15 protein-coding genes and 2 pseudogenes are annotated in these 21,624 nt (G+C 41.4%); 11 read left to right on the top strand and 6 right to left on the bottom strand.

Annotated elements, in window-relative coordinates; genetic code table 11:
- Positions 1–226: 226 nt before the first annotated feature.
- Complete coding sequence (locus tag V7K56_RS13905; RefSeq protein WP_334911346.1) at positions 227–1,675, top strand: hybrid sensor histidine kinase/response regulator; 1,449 nt, start codon at positions 227–229, stop codon at positions 1,673–1,675.
- 23 nt (positions 1,676–1,698) lie between these two features.
- On the opposite strand, the gene V7K56_RS13910 is transcribed toward V7K56_RS13905, so the two are convergent.
- Together V7K56_RS13910 and V7K56_RS13915 are read right to left on the bottom strand one after the other, a co-directional pair.
- Positions 1,699–2,373, bottom strand: a complete 675-nt coding sequence (locus V7K56_RS13910) for a response regulator transcription factor (RefSeq protein WP_334911348.1) — start codon at positions 2,371–2,373, stop codon at positions 1,699–1,701.
- 93 nt (positions 2,374–2,466) lie between these two features.
- The gene (locus V7K56_RS13915) at positions 2,467–3,564 is read right to left on the bottom strand and encodes a sensor histidine kinase (RefSeq protein ID WP_442940038.1); all 1,098 of its coding nucleotides are present in this window, start codon (positions 3,562–3,564) and stop codon (positions 2,467–2,469) included.
- 653 nt (positions 3,565–4,217) lie between these two features.
- On the opposite strand from V7K56_RS13915, the gene kdpA reads away from it, so the two are divergent.
- The 4 genes from kdpA (at position 4,218) to V7K56_RS13935 (ending at position 10,692) form a co-directional block, all read left to right on the top strand.
- A complete protein-coding gene (gene kdpA, locus V7K56_RS13920; RefSeq protein WP_334911352.1) occupies positions 4,218–5,903 on the top strand; it encodes a potassium-transporting ATPase subunit KdpA in 1,686 nt (561 codons plus the stop codon).
- A 534-nt stretch (positions 5,904–6,437) separates the two neighbouring features.
- Positions 6,438–8,543, top strand: a complete 2,106-nt coding sequence (gene kdpB / locus V7K56_RS13925; protein ID WP_334911354.1) for a potassium-transporting ATPase subunit KdpB — start codon at positions 6,438–6,440, stop codon at positions 8,541–8,543.
- Between the two features lie 327 nt (positions 8,544–8,870).
- On the top strand, positions 8,871–9,473 hold the full coding sequence (gene kdpC / locus V7K56_RS13930; RefSeq protein ID WP_334911356.1) for a K(+)-transporting ATPase subunit C: 603 nt from the start codon (positions 8,871–8,873) through the stop codon (positions 9,471–9,473).
- A 61-nt stretch (positions 9,474–9,534) separates the two neighbouring features.
- The gene (locus V7K56_RS13935) at positions 9,535–10,692 is read left to right on the top strand and encodes a universal stress protein (RefSeq protein WP_334911358.1); all 1,158 of its coding nucleotides are present in this window, start codon (positions 9,535–9,537) and stop codon (positions 10,690–10,692) included.
- 101 nt (positions 10,693–10,793) lie between these two features.
- Here V7K56_RS13935 and V7K56_RS13940 read toward each other — a convergent pair.
- A pseudogene (locus V7K56_RS13940) lies at positions 10,794–12,210 on the bottom strand (folate/biopterin family MFS transporter).
- Positions 12,211–12,918: 708 nt separating this feature from the next.
- On the opposite strand from V7K56_RS13940, the gene V7K56_RS13945 reads away from it, so the two are divergent.
- From V7K56_RS13945 to V7K56_RS13970, 6 genes and pseudogenes are all read left to right on the top strand, one after another.
- Positions 12,919–13,314 carry a rhodanese-like domain-containing protein gene (locus V7K56_RS13945; protein ID WP_334911360.1) on the top strand — a complete coding sequence of 132 codons (396 nt, stop codon included), beginning with the start codon at positions 12,919–12,921 and terminating at the stop codon, positions 13,312–13,314.
- Positions 13,232–13,450 carry a tyrosine-type recombinase/integrase gene (locus V7K56_RS13950; RefSeq protein WP_334911362.1) on the top strand — a complete coding sequence of 73 codons (219 nt, stop codon included), beginning with the start codon at positions 13,232–13,234 and terminating at the stop codon, positions 13,448–13,450. The genes V7K56_RS13945 and V7K56_RS13950 overlap by 83 nt, the downstream gene beginning before the upstream one ends.
- A 623-nt stretch (positions 13,451–14,073) precedes the next feature.
- The gene (locus tag V7K56_RS13955) at positions 14,074–14,463 is read left to right on the top strand and encodes a hypothetical protein (RefSeq protein WP_334911364.1); all 390 of its coding nucleotides are present in this window, start codon (positions 14,074–14,076) and stop codon (positions 14,461–14,463) included.
- A 978-nt stretch (positions 14,464–15,441) separates the two neighbouring features.
- Complete coding sequence (locus tag V7K56_RS13960; protein ID WP_334911366.1) at positions 15,442–16,158, top strand: hypothetical protein; 717 nt, start codon at positions 15,442–15,444, stop codon at positions 16,156–16,158.
- 95 nt (positions 16,159–16,253) lie between these two features.
- On the top strand, positions 16,254–16,751 hold the full coding sequence (locus tag V7K56_RS13965) for a molybdenum cofactor biosynthesis protein MoaE (protein WP_334911368.1): 498 nt from the start codon (positions 16,254–16,256) through the stop codon (positions 16,749–16,751).
- Positions 16,752–16,932: 181 nt separating this feature from the next.
- Positions 16,933–17,028, top strand: a pseudogene (locus V7K56_RS13970) (IS5/IS1182 family transposase); the annotation flags it as partial.
- Between the two features lie 32 nt (positions 17,029–17,060).
- Here V7K56_RS13970 and V7K56_RS13975 read toward each other — a convergent pair.
- The 3 genes from V7K56_RS13975 to V7K56_RS13985 all read right to left on the bottom strand — a co-directional run bounded on the left by V7K56_RS13975 (position 17,061) and on the right by V7K56_RS13985 (position 21,582).
- Complete coding sequence (locus V7K56_RS13975) at positions 17,061–17,531, bottom strand: Fur family transcriptional regulator (protein ID WP_334911370.1); 471 nt, start codon at positions 17,529–17,531, stop codon at positions 17,061–17,063.
- A 131-nt stretch (positions 17,532–17,662) separates the two neighbouring features.
- Complete coding sequence (locus V7K56_RS13980; protein WP_334911372.1) at positions 17,663–18,805, bottom strand: PepSY-associated TM helix domain-containing protein; 1,143 nt, start codon at positions 18,803–18,805, stop codon at positions 17,663–17,665.
- A 149-nt stretch (positions 18,806–18,954) separates the two neighbouring features.
- Positions 18,955–21,582 (bottom strand): TonB-dependent siderophore receptor, encoded by a 2,628-nt coding sequence (locus V7K56_RS13985; RefSeq protein WP_334911374.1) that lies wholly within the window; start codon positions 21,580–21,582, stop codon positions 18,955–18,957.
- Positions 21,583–21,624 lie beyond the last annotated feature (42 nt).

Raw genomic sequence — 21,624 nt, forward strand, 5'->3', positions numbered from 1 at the left:
GCTAGATAATCTGTGAGTGCTATCTACTATAATCTTTACAGCAGTTCATCAGGTTGCCAAAGGTGATAACTGCCCAATAGCTTCGATAATCTGCAAAACTCTCCAGCCATGTGAGAGTTAAACTATAAATATGAGTATTTTGGTGAAATCGGTCTACAAATTTTAGGGTGATTTTAAAGAAGAATTTACTATCCTCAATAATTATACGCATAACTTTTGATCAATAATGCATTTTAATCAAACTAACCATCAGAAAAGAAATATTTTGGTGGTCGATGATACCCCAGATAATTTGCGGCTTTTATCGGCGATGCTGACTGCACAAGGTTTTGAAGTTCGCAAAGCCTTAAACGGTAAAATGGCACTGACTGCATGTCAAATGGTTTTGCCCGATGTGATTTTGCTAGATATCAATATGCCAGATATGGATGGCTACCAAGTTTGTCAACAACTAAAAGCTGACGAAAAAACTAGTGAAGTCCCAGTAATTTTTATTAGTGCCCTGGATGATGTTGTAGATAAGGTAAAGGCATTTGATGTTGGTGGTGTAGATTATATTGCAAAACCTTTTCATGGTGCAGAAGTGGTGTTGCGAATTGAAAATCAGATTAATTTACGCTTGCTCCAAGTTAAACTGCAAGAAAAAAACTTTTTACTCCAACAGGCTCTTGACAACTTGAAAGCCTCTCAAGTTCAACAAATTCAAAACGAAAAGATGGTGGCACTGGGACAGTTAGTAGCTGGGCTGGCTCATGAGATTAATAACCCGATCAGTTTTATTTATGGAAATCTCCAATATGCTGGTCAATATGTGGAAGACCTAGTAAATATGATTGAGGTCTATCAGCAGGAATATTCCAAACCCACGCCAAAAATTCAGCAAACAGCCAAAGATTTAGACCTGAATTTTATCATTAAGGATCTACAAAACCTGATAGGTGCAATGTATAGAGGCTCCGATCGCATTCGGGAAATTGTACTGGCACTACAACATTTTTCTCGGCATGATGAAGCAGAGATGAAACGGGTAAATATCCATGAAGACATCGAAAATACTTTGGTGATGTTACAATATCGGCTTAGAGAAGCAGCAGACCGACCAGCAATTGTTGTAGTGAAAGATTATGGGAACTTGCCCCTAGTCACTTGTTATGCGAGTGAACTAAATCAAGTATTTATGCATCTGTTGAATAATGCTATTGATGCAATAGAAGAGGGAGTGAGGAATCAATTTCCAGAAGAGGGAATGGGGAATCAATCTTCTACTCCCTACTCCCTACTCCCTACTCCCCAAATTCGGATTCATACAGAGATGACAGACTTAAATCTAGTCAAAATTGCGATCGCTGATAATGGTCTTGGTATTGAAGAGTCGTTACGATCGCGTTTATTTGATCCATTCTTTACAACAAAACCTGTAGGCAAAGGTAGTGGGTTAGGATTATCTATTAGCTATCAGATTATTGTCCAAAAACACCGAGGAAATATTAGTTGTACCTCATCTGCTGGCAAAGGAGCAGAGTTTGTGCTCGAAATTCCCGTAGAGCAACCTGATATCTCATCGCAATTTTCAAAATCGGAAAAGGGATTGGGACTGGGGATTAGGGAGATGGAAAGCAGAGAAGCAGGGGAGGCAGGGGAAGCAGGGGAAGCAGGAAAGAGTAATAATTCCTGACAAATGACAAATGACCAATCAATCTAATTAATCAACAATTCTGGTGCTACCAATCCTTTTTGGATAGCAAAGACTGCGGCTTGAGTGCGATCGCGTACTTCTAGTTTCTGTAAAATAGCATGGACATGAACCCGCACTGTACCAGGGGCAATGTAGAGAATTTCAGCAATTTCTTGATTGCTTTTGCCAGCTGCTACCAGTGCCAAAATTTCTTGCTCCCGCTTCGTTAAAGGATTTTCTAAAGATTCCTCAGTTTTTGCAGACTGCACCGCCATCGAATTGCCCTCAAAAGCGGCTTTAATTTCAGTTGTTGCCGTTTGATCCCACCAAGAAGCGCCCGCAGCAACCGATCGCACTGCTAATATCAAAGACTCAGCCGGAATACCTTTCAAGCAGTAACCTTGCGCTCCGGCGGCAATTAACCGCGAAATCAAGGGTTTTTCAGAACGAGACGTTAAAACGAGAATTGGTAAATTCGGGTGCTTCTGCTTGATTTGGCGACAAGCCTCAATCCCGCCAATTCCCGGTAAACCTATATCCAGCAAGACCAAATCCAGAGGATAGTGATTTGCTAATTCTACAGCTTGTTCCCCATCTTCTGCTTCTGCAACAATCTCCAAACTGGTTTCTTGTTGCAACCGCATCCGCAGACCAAGCCGAAACAATTCATCATCTTCAACTAGTAAGATTTTTGTCATTTGTCATTAGGGATTGGGCATTGGGCATTGAATCTTCAATTTTGAATTTTGAATTTTGAATTTTGAATTTTGAATTGATTTCTCCCTGCTTCTTCAACTCCCTGGTGGTGGACAAGCTGGAAGTCGGAAACCAAACAGTGCGCCGCGTGGTGAGCGATTCTCTGCCCAAATTGTACCCCCATGAGCAGTAATAATTTGCCTGGTCAAATAAAGTCCTAGCCCAGAGCCAAAGACGTGGCGATCGCTATTTCCTTGATAAAATCTCTCAAATAAGTGAGGTAACTCTTTTTCGGTAATGCCGGAACCAGTATCGAGTATTTTTACCACTTGATCGCTAGAATAACCTTCAAATACTACTTCCACTTTACCCCCACGAGGGGTATGGTTAATGCCATTACTTAGGAGATTGCTGAAAACTCGCCCAAGTTGCAAAGAATCGCCATTTACCCAAAGAAAGCTGCGAAAATCTGATTCGCCATAATGCAGAGAAATATAAACTTGACGTGTTTTCGCTAGTTCAGTCAAGGTAGCAACGATCTCTTCTGCCACTGTTACCAAGTTAACTGGTGATATCTCTAGTTTCAGTCCTTCGGCATCATTGCGGTACACATCTAAAAGTGTTTGGACTAATTGCAATGTACTCTGATGACTACGAGCCATTGTTTGTAAGACTTTTGCTTGCATGGGCGTGATTTCACCAAATTGCTCATTTTGAAAATATTTCAGCGTTTCAATTGCTCCTAATAGGGGTGTTTTTAAATCATGCGTTAGGGTAGAAACAAAATCTTCACGCATGATAGCTAGTTGTTCTTGGGAGCGTAATTGTGCTTGAGTATAAGCGATCGCTTCTTCATTGCGGTGATTGCGATCGCTTAACCAACCTGTTACCAACAACGCCAACACTGCAATCAACCTATTTGCCAAGGTTGGAGAATTAATCATTTCTCCTCCGGGGACAAACAAATTCAACAGTGTTAATCCTGTCGCTGCAAGAGTGATCCCCAAAACTGCTCCCCGATTCAATCGAGAATCTGCTAACAAAATCGTCCCCGTGTAGAGGTAGCCAAATACGTATTCAGGGGGTGTCAAATATTCCAGGATGATTACGATTGCAAAGGCGATCGCTATTAGCCCATAGATCTTTCGATGCTCATTTATCGCTTTTTTCATAGTCAATAATCGACTTAACATCATCATTTATGATTTACTAAAAAATTGTGATTATCCAATCTGGATAACTATTTAATTCACCAATTACGATCTATCTGGAATCTATACCTGCAACTGCCAACTTGAGAATTAACCCGAAAATTATGATTCTCCAAATGCAAAAAGGAGGATTGGAGAGTGGAAACTAGGTAGTTGCTCACAATCATCGAGGTTTCTACCACTATCTTCCCAATCTCTAATCCCGTTAAGAAAATACTTTATGATATTTATATTCTTTGAAAGTAGCAAACTTGGAAAATGTATTGTATAAAAAAATAATCCTAAGTAGTAAGATAGATAAATTAAAACTCAAAATTAAATATTCTTAACTCAAATTTTAATAATTATCTGGAAAATAGTCATAACTGAAAATATTCAGGAGTTATGTTAGCCGTAGTGAGACGTTAAACTAATACTGAGTAAAAAGTAATAAGTAAGAATTAGTACTTATGAATCTTCCTACTCTCAACCAAGGCACTTACTTGTGGGAACTGATTTGATGCTGAGTGCGATTATAGCTTTTTTTGACTCAGTACTGCTGAGTCAAATCCCTTGAAATCAAATAGTTCTACAGTTAATCTATTATTTTTAAGAATTGGCTTGTTACTACTGAAATTTAATTTAGCGCAAAATATATGGGACAAGGTTTTTTGCAAATTGGCTTAACGCTATGTATTGTCATAGCAATCACTCCACTATTCGGAAGATACATAGCGTCTGTTTTTTTGGGAGAAAAAACACTGCTTGATTTTCTAATGAACCCCATAGAGCGAACTATGTTCGTACTTGCGGGTGTTCGCAGAAAAGATGACATGATGGGTTGGCAGTATATCCGGGCCGTAATCTTTTGCAACACGATTATGGCTATTTCAGTGTATTTTCTGATATATTTTCAGAAACTCTTACCCTGGAATCCAAACGGCTTCGGTGCTATCAGTTGGGATGTATTGCTACATACAACAATTTCATTTGTAACAAATACCGACCAACAACACTATGCTGGTGAGACAACCTTAAGCTATTTTAGCCAGGTAGCAGCTTTAGGCTTTTTGATGTTCACCTCCGCAGCCACCGGTTTAGCCGTGGGAATTGCCTTTATTCGCGGGTTGACGGGTAGAAGACTGGGAAACTTTTACGTCGATCTTGTGCGTGGAATTACGCGAATATTGCTGCCGATTTCGATTATTGGCGCGATCGCTTTGCTGGTAGCAGGTGTACCACAAACATTAGCTAATACTATGGATGTGACAACCTTAGAAGGTGGGACGCAATATCTGGCTAGAGGCCCGGTGGCATCCTTTGAAATGATCAAACTTTTGGGTGAGAACGGCGGCGGCTTTTTTGGCGTCAACTCAGCACATCCCTTTGAAAATCCCAATGGCGCTTCTAACTTGATAGAAATGCTCGCCATGATTTCTATTCCAGCAGCCTTGATTTATACTTACGGTATATTTGCTAATAACATCAAACAAGCTTGGCTACTTTTTTGGATGGTGTTTGTAATTTTTATAGTTCTGGTAGGAGTTACAGCTGTGGGAGAACTGCAAGGTAATCCCCTAGTTAATACCGCCTTTGGATTAGAACAGCCCAATTTAGAGGGGAAAGAAGTTCGATTTGGTTGGGCACAAACAGCATTTTGGGCAGTGATGACTACCGCTACTATGTCTGGTGCTGTAAATGGGATGCATGATTCTCTGATGCCGCAAGGAATATTTTCGACTCTCTTTAACTTATTTATCCAGGTTATCTGGGGTGGTCAGGGAATTGGAACAGCTTACTTATTTATTTACTTAATTCTCACAGTCTTCTTAACTGGACTAATGGCAGGACGTACTCCAGAGTTTTTCGGACGCAAAATTGAAAAAAGGGAAATCGTTCTCGCTAGTGTAGTGCTGTTGATTCACCCAATTCTAGTTTTGATTCCCAGTGCGATCGCTTTGGCTTATCCCATCTCCCTATCTGGAATTAGCAACTCTGGCTATCACGGTATTTCTCAAGTAGTTTATGAATATGCCTCAGCAGCAGCAAATAATGGTTCGGGCTTAGAGGGCTTGGGAGATAACACCCTGTGGTGGAACTTAAGTACTTTAGTTAGCCTAATCGGAGGACGCTACATTCCGATGATTGCCATCCTGCTGCTAGCTGATGGGATGTCTCGCAAACAACTAGTACAAGAAACCCCTGCTACTTTGAGAACTGATTCTCTGGTATTTACTGGGATCGCGGCTGGAGTAACGCTGGTTTTGGGAGTATTAACTTTCTTTCCCGTTCTGGCTTTAGGCCCCATAGCCGAGGGTTTGAAACTAGCATCTGGCAGTTAGAAAAGTTATGAGTTATAAGTTTGAAATTAAGAAAATATCAAAAAGTAATTCAGGAGGCAGAAGGAAGGAGTAACCCAGACTTAAAAGTGGAGATTCAAGCAAGAAAAGTTATATAGCTGTAGTCAGAAATGTTAGGACAGTGCTGATTGCTCAAAGCCTGGAAGCAACTAGTACCGCAAGGCGGAAGTCAAAAGTCACTCATGTTTTAATTTTGGGCTTTCTGGCTGTTTTGAATGGTAGGTTTATCTTTGCCAACCTGTACTAGGTTTATACTCAGCACTGGCTCAACGCCTCGCTAACAGCACTCAGCTATATCTTGCACTACGCGTCTCATACCAATATCTGATTTTTAACTGGGTAATTACTTAAAACTAAAGTTTTCATTCATACTTCTTTCCTCCTGGCTCTTGCCGTTATTTTATAAATTATCCGGTTTCGTAGGATGCGTTACTAATGCATTCTACAGGTTGGATATTTTTTTATTAGAAGTTCCTATAACTCCTAACTCCTAACTTCTCACTGCTAACTTTATTTATGAATCAAGTGGCAACTAACTTCAAAGCTAGACGCCCAAGTTCTCGTTCTGGCGATCGCCGCCAAAAACGTAAAAAGACCAGGGCAAATAATCAGTGGCTGTACCTAAGAGCAATTAGAGATGCTTTTGTCAAGCTCAATCCTAAGTATGCAATCAAAAATCCAGTAATCTTTGTGGTTTGGGTAGGGACAATCATCATCCTATTGCTCACGATTGATCCCAACCTATTTGGCCCAGCCCTGCAAAAGAACCCGCAAGTTTTCAACGCCTTGTTGTCGGGGATTTTATTCTTTACAGTTTGGTTTGCCAATTTTGCCGAAGCAGTGGCAGAAGGACGGGGTAAAGCCCAAGCCGATGCCTTGCGATTAACAAAGTTAGAGGCGATCGCGAAAAAACTTGCTGCCGATGGCACAATTAGTGAAGTTTCATCTACCAGCCTCAAACAGGGCGATACCATCTACGTCATTGCTGGCGATATCATCCCCGCCGATGGCGAAGTAATCATGGGTGTTGCCTCAGTGGATGAATCGGCAATTACTGGGGAATCTGCACCAGTATTAAAAGAATCAGGCTCCGATGTTGCTAGTTCCGTCACTGGTGGGACGCGGATTATCTCAGATGAACTAATTATTCGGATCACAACTGACCCAGGCAAAGGCTTTATTGACCGAATGATTGCTTTGGTAGAAGGGGCAGAACGCAGCAAAACACCCAATGAAATTGCCCTAACAGTATTGTTGGCAGTTCTCAGCTTAGTGTTTTTGCTAGTTGTAGTAACCTTGCCTGCACTTGCTTACTATGTCAACAGTCCAGTCAGTATCCCAATTTTAATTGCCCTATTAGTAGCTTTAATTCCTACCACCATTGGCGGCTTACTAAGTACCATCGGTATTGCTGGTATGGATCGAGTTGCCCAATTTAACGTCATTGCCACATCAGGACGAGCAGTGGAAGCCTGTGGTGATGTCAACACTTTACTTCTTGACAAGACAGGTACAATTACCCTTGGCAACCGTCTGGCAGAAGAGTTTATTCCTCTCAACGGTCATTCAATGTCGGAAATTGTTAATGTTGCCTGGGCAGCTAGTGTCTTTGATAATACACCAGAAGGTAAATCTATTGTCCGATTGGCAGAAAAATTGGGCGCGCGGTTTGATTTTGACTCCAGTCAGGCAGAAGCAGTCAGTTTTTCTGCTAAAACCCGGATGAGTGGTACGAATTTACCTGGTGGTTATGAGGCCAGAAAGGGAGCAGTAGAAGCTATTAAAGGATTTGTCCGTTCCCGCAACGGACGCGATACCCCAGAATTGGATGCTACCTACGAACGAGTTTCTCGCCTGGGAGGTACACCCCTAGCAGTCAGCCTAGATAACGAAATCTATGGGATTATTTATCTCAAAGATATAGTTAAACCTGGTATCCGAGATCGCTTTCTTGCACTGCGACGAATGGGAGTGCGTACCATCATGCTAACTGGAGATAACCGAATTACCGCTTCTGTCATTGCCAAAGAAGCCGGGGTAGATGACTTCATTGCCGAAGCCACACCAGAAGACAAAATCGATATCATTAAACAGGAACAAGCCGCAGGCAAACTGGTCGCAATGACGGGAGATGGAACTAACGATGCACCAGCATTAGCCCAAGCTAACGTCGGCGTGGCGATGAATACAGGAACGCAAGCAGCAAAAGAAGCCGCTAACATGGTTGATTTGGACTCCGATCCCACAAAGCTGCTCGATATCATTGGTATTGGTAAACAATTGTTGATTACTCGCGGAGCATTAACGACATTTTCTATCGCTAATGATATTGCTAAATACTTTGCAATTATCCCAGTGATATTTGTTGATGCTAACCTACAAAGCCTGAATATTATGAATTTGACTAGCCCTAAATCTGCTGTTCTCTCAGCGCTGATTTATAATGCTTTGATTATTCCTGCTTTGATTCCTTTAGCATTAAAGGGTGTCCGGTTTAGACCGCTGAGAGCTAATCAGTTACTCCAACGTAATATCTTAATTTATGGCTTAGGTGGGGTGATTGCACCGTTTATTGCCATTAAATTGATCGATGTACTGATTACATTTGTGGGTTTGGCTTAAGGATAGCAAAAGTAGAGACGTTGAGAAACGAGCGCATCTTGACCAAAGTAAAATAATAAGCATTTTTACTTTTACCTGTTGACAATGGGAATCAAGAAGAATATGAATAAACATCGTTTTCACTCAGCACTGCTTTGGCGATATCCTTTGTTTAGTTGCAATGGCATAAACAACATCTACCACTCGCTATTTTTATCTTGCTGTGCTTGAATGTGGTAACTACTCTAGTTGTTTATGCTATTGCTAAAGCATTTTGTAATTTCCTGCTAAGTGGACAAAAGAATTAAAAATTAAAATTAAATTCTAGGCGCAATTGGAAAACTTTTTATGGCTATTATTCGAGAAACTATCAGAGCAATTTTTATAACTCTAATGCTTTGGTTGTTGACCGCAATCATCTATCCCTTGGTAATCCTTGTAGTGGGTCAAGTTTTTTTGCCCTATCAAGCTAATGGCAGTATCATGCGGAATCTAAATAATCAACCAATTGGTTCTGCTTTAATCGGTCAGGTGTTTACATCCGACCAATATTTCCATTCTCGTCCTAGTACTGTTAGATATAGCCAAGGGAAAAAAGCCAAGCCAACTGGCATATCTGGAGCTAGTAATCTCGCTGCAAGCAATCCAGAACTACTGAAGCGGATTTTAGAAGAGGCAGATAAATTGCGAGACGAAAATCTTCAACCAATAGCTGATACAATTTATACTTCTGGTTCTGGTTTAGACCCGCATATTTCCTTTAAAGCAGCACGGCAGCAATTGACGCGGGTTGCTGGTGCGCGGGGAGTAAAAGAAGATGAGATCCTACGTTTAATTAATAAGTATACTGATGGCAGATTTTTATGGATTTTTGGCGAACCGGGAGTCAATGTTCTCCGATTGAATTATGCTCTTGATTTGCAAGATATTAATCGTCAGCAAAATCAGTAAATGGGCATGAAGCATGGGGCATTGACAATAATGGTTTTCCCATGCAATAGGAGTGCTCTAAATGTCAGATAATACTAATATTGGTTCGGCTGGGAATGCGCCTTTAAATTCTGCAAGTTACTCGCTTTATCCAGCACGACGACGGGGTAAGCATAAAATCTTTATTGGTATGGCTCCTGGAGTAGGCAAAACCTACCGGATGCTGGAAGAGGGACACGCATTCAAACAGGAAGGAATTGATGTTGTCGTTGGGCTTTTGGAAACCCACGCACGCAAGGAGACAGCCCAAAAGGCAGAGGGACTAGAAATTATATCCCGTAAACGATATCCTCGCGGTGAGTTGACGCTGACGGATATGGATACAGATGCTATTTTAAAGCGATCGCCCCAATTAGTTTTAATCGATGAACTGGCCCATACCAATGTCCCTGGTTCTCCACGCGAAAAGCGCTACGAAGATGTAGAAGTAGTTTTGGCAGCCGGGATTGATGTCTACTCCACAATGAATGTGCAACATCTGGAAAGTCTCAATGACCTAGTAGCCAGAATTACAGGTGTGGTAGTCCGCGAACGTGTTCCTGACAGGATTATGGATGAAGCAGATGAAATAGTGGTAGTGGATGTCACACCAGAAACGCTGCAAGAACGGCTATTAGAAGGCAAGATTTACGCCCAGCCAAAAATCCAACAATCCCTTGATAATTTTTTCCAACGCCGTAACCTGATTGCTTTGCGGGAGTTGGCTTTGCGGGAAGTGGCAGACAACGTGGAAGAAAATGCGATTGCCTCTACTCCCAACGGACAATTTTGTAATATTCACGAGCGGGTTTTGGTATGTGTTTCCACTTATCCCAACTCAGTACAGCTGTTACGCCGAGGTGCAAGACTAGCTAACTACATGAACGCGCCGCTTTATACCTTGTTCGTAGCCGATCCAGAACGCTTCCTTACCAAGGAGGAAAGCTTACACATCCACACTTGTGAAAAACTTTGTAAGGAATTTGAAGGTACTTTTCTTCGTGTTACTAACGCTAACATCGCCTATGCGATTGCCCAAGTCGCCGAGAAATATCGAATTACCCAAATTGTAATCGGAGAGAGTCAGCGATCGCGCTGGCAAATGCTCCTCAAAGGATCTTTGACGCAAAAATTAGTACGCTTACTCAAAAATATAGATTTGCATATTATTGCCAGCGAAAAAATGGTTTTACCCAAATAGGGGATCGAACAGGGAGCAGGAGGAAAGAAGTGAAACTCTTTATGACTGATGCATGAGTCCTGTACTTTGTACCTCATCTACTTGAAAACTGCTGTATTAAACTATTCTAATATTTCTGACTTTGGTTCTCTCAGTACCAACTCAGACATCAAATTAGGCGAAAATAGTTTTATCCTCATTTTTGGGTGTCTCAGTTTGCTCATCAGTAGCAGGTAGCCAGTTGATAAATGGTAGGGGTAACAGCGTGCTGAGGTTAGTAATTACCACCAAGAGCCAAAGTGACTCAAAGTTTGTTGCGGTGATCCCCAGCCAATACGTGATTAATGCCCCGAATGCATGGGAAACCGTTCCGGCTGAATTATAGATTGACATTAACAAAGCAAATAACGTCGCTTCCACACCAGAAGGACAAAGCCTTGCTGCTAGCACCATCACTTGCATAAAGGCAATTTTCCCCATCACAGTCAGAATCAGGCTATCACCCAAACTAAACCAGTGGTCATCTATACCCAATAGTCTGTTTGTGTGAGTCACCAACAACAGCATTGTCATCCCCAAAATTGAGGAAAGGACAGTACTCCAAGTAAAAATCACGCGAAAAGGGATGCTTTTGAGGAAACGTTGAAAAATCCAAACACCTGCTAAAGAAGCGAAACTTGTCACCAAATGCACCCGCCCCAAAAATTCTGGTTCAAAGTGGAGTTCGTTGGTAGTGAAGTAGAAAAAGGCTGAGTCAGCATTTGGGGTAGCTTGCCAGATGAAGATAAATGCCGTTGGTAGCCAAATTGTTTTTTGGCTAATGGCTTGGCGTAGCTGCCCCAGTTGATGTTTGATTGGTAAAGAGTTGGTCTGATTACTATCTTGAGCATCTTGGCTAACGGGGGACTCAGCAATTAACCAAGCTACCCCTGAAACAATCAGAGGAAATAAAGCGGTAATCCCAAAGACGGTACGAGTAGTAAAGTATTGGAGCAGCAGACCGCTAAAATAAGCTGTTATTAAACCTCCGATCGCCGAAGCACCCCAGCACAAAGATTGTAATGAACCGGCTTTTGCTTGCGATTCGCCTCTGGCTCGTTCCACAACCAGCGAGTCAACGATAACATCACTCATGGCGACAGAGAGAGAACCTAGAGCGATCGCTAATGTAGCTGCCCAGCTAGTATGAACTATTGTGGCCAGACTGATCCAAGAAGCAGTTCCCAGTATCCCGGATAAAATCAAGTAAGGACGGCGACGATAGCCAAATATCGGCAAGCCATCAGAGATAAAACCAAACACCGGCTTGATCATCCAAGGTAGGAAGACAATTCCCAATAGCGCCGATACTTGGACTGGACTCAGGAGTAGTTCATCTTTAAGAAAAAAGCTAACGGCTAGACGTGATAACCCTAAAATTCCTTGGACAAAGTAAACGGTGAGAATTGCAATTAACTCCGCATTTGGTTCATTACCCAAGAAGAGTTTTTGTGTTATTAAGTCTTTGACCTTGGACAAGCCAGATAATTGATCTATCATTCGATAAATATTTTTTAAATTTTGTTTACTTTTATATCATATCGATTTTTAGAGGTGGGTTTTTTCAAATCTTTTTCCTTTTATTTCTTCTTTGAGTATTATTTAAGGCTTTCCTAACAACTTTTCTTTTTTCTAGCAAGATATTCTCGTTTCTGAACGGCTATTCGTCTTTGAATTTGGGGCATCAAATACAGTTTTATCTACTGCGATGATTTGCCCCTGTGAGTTGTCTCAAAAAATACACATAAACTGGCGTTACTGATTTGGGAACAATAAATTCAGAAATCACTAGGGTTTAGCAGTATGGTCAGTATTCCCGGATACAACATAACTAAAGAAATCTACAATGGTTCCAGAACTCTAGTTTATCAATGAAGGCAGGAGGCAGAGGGCAGTTCGAGCTTATGGAAAACTGCCCCAAAGGCGGAACGGCTCCGGCTTTGCTCTGTTTCCTGCTGCGATCAATCAGGGAAATGGTTCAAGACTTGAACACTAAATTGAAAATTTGGTGGCTTTTATTCAGGAGGGGTCTGAATCCTATAGCTGAATATAACCAACTGAGCCTCTTGCCTCCTGCCTCTTTCAACGGGGGTATCGAGAAACTGACTCATTACCTGTAGTAACCCAAGTTGCTAGTTATCAACTTCCGTGTAGTTTGCAGGCGATGCCTGCGGCGGGCTACGCCTACGCCCACAACAAGATGTACGGTTGGACTACGCGCAACCATCACTCAAGCTTAATTTAGTGCTAGATACACGAAGTCAGACTGAGTATGCAGTTAGTCATATCGAAACAGCAGTATGCATAGATCCTTTAATAGAGGACTTAACAGCAATTTCAACAGTTTCCCAAGATAGACTAATTGTTGTGTACTGTGCTGTTGACTACCGGAGAGCAAAATTAGCCCAACAGCTTGATAAAGCTGGGATGAAGTGCATTTATAACTTGAGTGGTGGGATTTTTCAGTGGGTACTTACACGCAAAAGTTTACGGACGGTACAAGGTGAGAAATTATGCCTTGATGCTGTTAATTTTTTGTCATGGGTTGCGGGTGTCGGAAGCTTGCGATTTGCGATGGGATGCGATTTCATTTTTAGATTATGAGATTTTTATCACGTGCAAAAAAGGCAGTGATAGCAGTGTCCATCTCTTGCCTGCGGACGAAATCAAGGCATTGAAACAATTAAAGGAATTAAATATTGGTAATATTTTGATGGTTAAGTGTTACGTGACCTTATAGGCACTTCAAATTATCAAACTTATGCCTTGTGATAGTTGAATAGGGTTGCCAATTAGCGCTGCATATGCAGAGTTAATTCCTATGGTTGTTAAAGTCAAGACAGTAGTAGAAATAACAAATTTAATTTTTTGGAAAATTTTTCTATTCATCACATTTATACAGTTCAAAATTTGCAACTATTTTACAACTAACTGGTAAATCTCCTCATCGGATAACTGATTCACTCACACACCTTAAAGCGATGTGGTCTTTCGATTCAATACGTTTTGACACACGCCACTGTTGCAGAATGCGATCGCTTGAGATTGCTCAGTTTTCCAAGCAATATAGTTCACACGAACCTGGGGATCGACATACTGACGTAACAACCTGTCCCAAGTTTCAAAATTAATTATTATTGCTGTGTTTATATGTTGTCCGTTGTTTTGACTTATACCTATACCAATTGAATCCTCAAAATAGAATGAAATAGCCCTGATTTAGAGCTAAAAGAATTCTTTAGTTTCGCGATCGCAGCGTAGAGTTGAATTTGTATAAGTATTTATTTAACGAATTATAACAATACTATCTTTAGCAACTTGAAATCAGCGATACACTGAGAAAAATTCCTTGAGGAAGCATTGATGGCACGGTCAAATGGGGTTACAAGTGAAAAGTCTGTAGAGGAATTGCCTACAGTTTCAGACAAAAATGCGATCGCAATTGAAAATCCGCCTGAGCCAGTGGAGGATGCCCAAGATATTGACGACATATTGAACTCACTAAAAACCTTACTGAGTTCTCTAGAAAAGCTCCAAAAAGTCCGGCAGGAAGTGGGCGATATCAAACCGTTGATTGGGCGGATGCTTGATGGAGAACTAGTTGCTGGTGAAGAACTTGAGCAACTCAAGACAGGTGTGAGCAGTCTTTCTCGCCTTGTTCGTGCTTATAATGACCATCAAGTAGCGTTGGCTAAAGCACAACCTGCTAGAAACTTACTAGATCGAGTACTGAAAGAACGTAAAGCTAATTGAGTTGAGACTGGGGATTAGGGAAGAAATTCTTTGGATATTTGGTTGGAGTCTCAATCTCCAACTTGACAAGCGATCGCACTTTTTTAAGAAAATGCGATCGCCTCTCCATCACTTCAAATCAAAGCTTTTTGGCGTATCCTCAAGTTTACCTTGATTGCCTTTGAGAGGATGTTTGAAAAGTCATGATTGATGTATCAAATATTTTTTACCCCACCCTAACCCTCCCCGTATGTATTGGGGAGCCACTGCGTTGGGCGGGCAATGCCCGACTTGTTCGCGCAGCGTTTCCCCTTGGGAGAAGCAAGTGGCGTGAGCAAACTAGATTTCCGGTCTCCCCCCAATACATCGGGGGGATTAAGGGGGGTGATTAAAATCACAGCCAACCACTTTTCAAACAACCTCTGAGAGCAAGAACGTAATCTGTCTTTTTTGCAATAATAGTCTTAGCTATTTCTCTGTAACAACCTATTGCATCAATCGTAATAATGCATCCGATTGTCTTGGTTCAAATCCCGGATATCTTGTTCAGACTTGTGAGGATCAAAAAACTTGAACTTACAAGCGTATTAATGATGAGAGAGAGTTTATAAAATTTGTAGGAGTTTTAGAAACTGGTGAATAATTTAAAGTGTACGAGATCATACGGAGGAATATATAGGACTCGTATTTGATTTTTGAAAAAACTCAGTACACATTTATTCCCTTCTTGCCTGTTCTCCCAACCCTGTTCCCTGTTCCCTCGCTACGCAAGTAAGTTCAGGAATCAAATGGATTCTTATATGAATTTAATATATTCTAAATATTTAGAATGTTTACTCCTCCAAAGGATGATAGTTTAGCAGCTTTGTTATATCTTATATGCAAGATTGAGATCAATCTCGTAGTGTGAGCAAGTAATAGAGTGTGAACAGCATGAACTTCCAGCAATTTGCAACACAAGGCTACTTTATCCTCAAACAGAACTATCTTGACGCAATCTTGGAATCCACTGAAATGGAAAGGTTTCACCAAAATATAGTTTTTTTCCACAAAGCAATGAGGAAGTTTTTTGAGCAACCAATCCAAGAAAGACTTTTGTTTAAATCCGATCAACCTAAAGATTTAAGAGTATCGGGATATCGTTGTGGTTATTGGCCTAAAGGCGTATATCAGGATAAATATGAAGGCAAAAAGTTTCCACTTGAGTATTATCACTCCCGAAATTTTTGTGACAGTGAACGCGATAACTTCTTGATTCCTGAAAATGGATTAGAGCCTAGCTGGAAAGATAACGTTGATCAATTGCCTCATACACAAGGCTATGAAATAGCTGGGTTTATAGATCGCCATATCCTTAAACCACTTCTAAAAAACTTAATTATCTATTTACAATCTAACTTGCTGCCATCCCTTATTCTTCAGGTTGGATCTACATATTATCAAGATCAGGTGGTGCTAAGTATGCATCGGGACAAAGGCTTTCTTCAAATTATTGTTGGGCCTGCATCGGGGCTAAGAATTCAACCTAGCAATAGTGCTAACTCTCAACCATTAACTCTTGATATTGGAGAAATACTCATTTATACAGGCTTTCAGTTTCAGGAGTATTTTGGAGGAGTTCCTGCTCTAGCCTTGGTTGAACCCCTTTTACATGAAGTTATAGCTAGTGAAGATAAAAGAATGAGTATTGTAGCTGCGGCCTTCTTGAAGATATGACTTCACTATCCCCATCTAAGATAGTAATAAAAATTACATTGCTAATCGCCGATTTCCATAGCATTGACTCAAACATAATATCAACGTAGTTAGTTATGACAACCACACTTACCTCTGCTGTTAAACCAAGAGCTGAAGATAGTTTTGCCATTACCTTTGCGCCATTATCCCTAGAAGAAATCTACGCAAAATCTGACGATCCAGCCAATGGTGCTGTGGTTGTGATGAGTGGTATGGTTCGCAATCAAACCGATGGTAAACCTGTGATTGCTCTAGAGTATCAAGCTTATGAACCGATGGCATTGCGGATATTTTATCAAATTGCTGCTGATATTCGCTTATCTATGTCTGATGTGAATCGAGTCGTGATTTATCATCGCGTTGGACGTTTGCAAGTTGGAGAAATCAGCGTTTTAGTGGCTGTGGGTTCTCCTCATCGGAGTGAGGCGTTTGAAGCTTGCCAATATGCTATTGATACGCTCAAACACAATGCCCCTATATGGAAAAAGGAGTGGTATAGCGAGCTAGATGGTAAACTATCTAGCAGTTGGGTAAGTATTGGTGCTTGTGAACAGTCAGGAGAAAATTGTTGAAATTCCCGAAGTGATAGCCTATGCCCGTGTTTCGTCTAAGAGGATGTTTTAAAAGTGGGGGGCTATTGTAAGAAAGCTCACAAGGCTTATGCTGAGATTTGTAGATAACAGCACCTTGTGAGCGAATGAATAAAGGTCTTGGGGGTTTCCCCCATGAGCGACTGGCGAACCCGAAGGGTGTCGGCGATTAAGTAAAGATTATGAAAGACTACCCGAAACTTCGGAGACATTCATTTACGTTGCCATGATTCGTATTATGGTTCGACGGCTGGCATAATTTTTAGCTCACTCTGAGTTTTAAAACATCCTCTAAGTGGTAACGATGTTGGTGCCGCAATTGAAGTTGAAGGTGGTATTGAAATTGATGGCAGCAACAACACACAGCCACACTTGGGGATACACCTCAATATCTCGCGCATATCCTATGCCTAGTTGCTTGGGTAGTTGACAATAAGATTCAAACGGCTCTAAATGACATTGCACACAAACAATATGATGGTGATGAGACCTTGGTGTTGTGTTGAGTTCGTAGTGTTTTCGTTTTTGTGCTAGTTCTACTTCTCGTAGAATTCCCATCTGTGCCATGATTTTGAGGTTGCGATAAACTGTAGACAAACTCATCCTCTCTATGTGCTCCTTGAGCAAAAGGTGTACCTTGTCTGCACTCAAATGATTCCCTGCTGGCAGGTTTTGAAAGACTTGAAAAATCAGTTGGCGTTGTGGGGTTTGCCGATAACCTTTGGCGTTGAGTTCTGCTCTTAAGGAGTTATCAGTATACATAAGCACAACTAATTAGAAGGAAATCATTCGTTACTAGTATCATTTGTATCAAAAAATTGAAGTTGAGCAACATCAAAAACAATAGATCTATTTTAATGATTTGAAAACTTCTTAAAATTAAAGTTGATAATTTAGTTCTTTGCTTTTAACTTCACTATTTCCCTAGTCTGCGGGGAGCGCCCTTTGTAGCGATACCACCACATGACAAAACCAGTGACGAACAGGATTAACGGTGCAAGTCCGACGAAAATGTAGAGAATGCGAGTAGGCAAGCCACCAAATGTACCATAGTGTAGGGAAGGAAAAGAATTGAGGACACGCGAGCCTAAAGACTCTTTCTGGGAGTTGTCTACTCGCAAAACCTTACCACTGTATTGGTCAAGATAAACTTTGCTATGTCCAGTATTATATGTATATTCTTGAGGCATACTGTAGCGAATTATCAAAGGACTATCTGGTTTTTGCGGAAAATCAATGGCTCTGAGTTTTCCATCGAGTAACTCAGCTTGAGAGGTTTTCAGTTGATTGGCGAGCTTGAGTGGAAGCTGATTAGGGATGAGTTGAGAAGCTGGTTCAAGTTTCTCTGGACTCAACGTGATTGCTCGAATCAGAGGTTCACTAAACTCATAGAAAGCCCAGCACAAGCCTGTGAAGGCAGTAAAGGAAAGAAACACTACAGCAATGATGCCTGCTAGTTTGTGAATGTCAAAATGGAGTCGTTTCACATGGGCATTCCACTTAACTTTAAAGCCAGATATCAACTTGCGCCAACCAGGCCACAGAAACAAACCTGTAATATTGAGAACTAAAAGTAGAAAACATCCGATACCAACTATGGTTTTCCCAGTGTCTCCAGCTAGCAGATTGCAATGCAAATCAACGACTGAAGCAATCAGTTGCTCATTCCATCCCTGCTTACCAATAATGGTGCCAGTGTAGGGGTTAACAAAAATGCTAGTGAGTTGACCAGCTGAAGATTCCGTGTCGAGCACGTAAGGTGCGTCTGGTGTTATGGGTATGTATAAACGCGCATATTTAGTATTTGGTTCCCAGTCTAATGCTGTTTTAAGGCTATCCACCACAGATGTCGGAGATAACATCTGCTCTTGAGGAACAACAGCGCCGAATTGTTGGACAAACAGAATATGCTCAATTTCGTTGGCAAACACCAACACACTACCTGTCAAGCCGACTATCACCAGAATCAATCCCACAGCTAAACCGATGTAGCGGTGCAGGGTGAATGCAAAGTTACGGAGTTTTTTAGATTTCATGGTAGGTACTCCTGCATAAATGAGATTGAAATTTTCCCAATCAAAACTGCCTTATCCTGACGAGAAATATTTCTAAGTCAAGAAAAAAGGATAATGGTTTTTTCATTAGTTCTGGTGATGAATTCGTTATAACGGCTACTGAGATGATTTCAGAAATCCCAAGAAATCGTTCCTTGAACTGTAAACGGATCGGCCGGATCAACTACACCCCCAGTTGAGCCATCGAAAGATCTGACATCAAATAAGTTCTTGAAGTTAACAGATGCTCTCAAGCGATCCTTTTTGTAGAAAAGTGCTGTATCAGTCCGTATATAACCAGGTACGGTGTAGAAGTTATCTATTTCTCCATAAGCTTCGGTAGCCGCAAAGATGCCTCCACCAAAACCAAACCCTTCTAAGGGCCCCTTTTGAAAGGTATAGGTTGTCCACAATGAGCCACTATGTAGGGGTATACCACGCAGAACATTTCCGACTGGATATGTATTGTCTTGAGTGACCTCTGCATCCGTATAAGCGTAGGAAGCAATAACTTTCCAACCAGGTAAGATTTCTCCAGCAATATCGAACTCAATTCCACGAGCGCGTTGTTCGCCTACCTGAATTTGAAAATTGCGATCGCTAGGATCTTCAGTTAAGACATTAGTTTTAGTAACTGTGTACAAAGCTAAAGTAGAAGACAGACGATTATTTAAAAAGTCTCCTTTGATGCCGACTTCGTAGCCAGTTCCCCTTTCAGGTACAAAAGCATCACCGTTTTTGGCGATACCACTCACAGGAACAAACGAGCGACTATAATTAGCAAACAGTGAGATTTCTTTTGTCGGTTGGTAAACGACTCCTACACGCGGTGAAAACGCATCGTTATCTGTGACTGTGGTTGAGGCATTCAAGAAATTTTGCGTTTCCTGATAATAAGTGTCATACCTGCCACCCACAAGCAGTTTGAGATTATCAAACACACTTATCTGATCTTGGAGGTAAACACCGAAAGAATCACTATTTTGTGCTCTATCAACAAACCGTCGATATGGACCATAAGAAAAGTTGTAGACAGGGTTAAAAATATTTGAGCTACCAGCATCGGCTAGATTATACAGAAATCTCCCATACAATTTACCAAGCTCTACACCAAACAAAACTGTATGATTTACAAAGCCAGTTTTGAATTTCGCAGTTAAGTCATTCTGTAAAAAATAAGTTTCAAAATACTGATTATAGGCAGTACTGGTAAGATCAACAGTTCCATCGTTACTGGCAGCAAATCCTCTAAGAGAAAAACGATTTTGTGTTTCTGATGCAGTCGTCACCCGAAAAGCAGTACGCAGCGATAAATTTTGATTAAACTCATGATTGAGAGTCAGGTAAGTTTTTGATTGATCTATAACAAATCGACTTCTGGGATCGTTGAGATTGCGGCTAATCGGAATATCTGGAATAACCGTACCGCCAATTAGATATAGCCCATCATCATAAGGATTTTCGGTGTGGAGATATTCACCTTCCAACGTCAGGTTTGTCTTGTCACCAATTTTCCAGCTCAGTACAGGAGCAACAAAAAATCTTTCTTTGTGGACAAAGTCGCGGAAACTTCCAGAATTTTCGTAGGCAATGTTGAGACGATAACCCAACTTTCCATCTTGGGTTAATGGACCGGAAAAATCTAAAGCGGGGCGATAAAAACTATAGCTGCCTGCGGTAAAACTTACATTGTAATATGGTTCGGCTAATGGCTTCTTGGTGACAAGATTGATGATACCCGAAGGTTCCAAGCGTCCAAATAACACCGATGCTGGTCCTTTAAGAACTTCAACTCGCTCGATATCAGCGCTGTCTCGAAAGCCGCGAGAGGCCTCACCACTATCAAGAAAACCATTTTTGTAAACGTTAGCATCGAATCCCCGAATTGTGTAATTTTCTCCGCGATCGCCAGCAGTTTGTGAGAGTGCCACACCGCTCACATTACGGACGATGTCAGTCAAACGAAACGCATTTTGATCTTGAATCACTTCGCGGGGGATAATTTGAATTGACTGGGGAATGTCACGCAAAGGTGTATCGGTTTTGGTTGCAGTTGATGCATCTGATGCATTGTATCCATCTTGCTCCCCTGTCACCACCAACTCAATAGGCTCATCACCTTGTACCGATGGTGACTCTTGAGGTGTTTGGTTTCCTGGCAGCTGTGTTTGGGGCTGTTGCGTTGGCTGCTGTGGAGAAGTTGCCGTTGCTGTAGTTGCTACCGCAAAAACCAGACCGGCATCATCATCATATAACTCAACTGTGGGCAAAGCTGCAACACCCACCACCGTCACTCGCACAGTATTTGCGTCAATATTCTGTGCTGTTATTTCAGTAATTCCCGCAAGTGGTTTAGAGGAACGAAATGTAAAAGCCTCACCCGATGGTAAACGCAATTGCCCGCCAGATACATCCACAATAAAATTGTTGCCAGTACTGCGATTTGTGACTTGCAGTTGAGTCCCAACAGGTGTCTCTAAAATCACCTCTACCCCTTTGGCAGTTGGATTAGCTTTCACGGACGTTATTGGTATAACTTCTCCCCCAAGGTTCTCTTGGTTGCTTGGTGTTGGCGACTGCACTAAATATTGAGCACTGGTATTCGGAAGCTCTATCTCACTTAATTCTCGAATCTTGCTCTGGGTTTGCTCCGTTGATCTTACTTTGTTAAGGGGGGATTTCTCCTGTGCCCAAACTGTTGGAGCAATCATAACCCAGACGATACTTGCAATCAATGTCAATTTGAATGAATCACCCATGACTCTCCACACCAGTGTAATCAAACCGATAATCAGAAAATT

Source organism: Nostoc sp., from assembly GCF_036917535.1.
In the GTDB taxonomy this organism is placed as follows: domain Bacteria; phylum Cyanobacteriota; class Cyanobacteriia; order Cyanobacteriales; family Nostocaceae; genus Nostoc.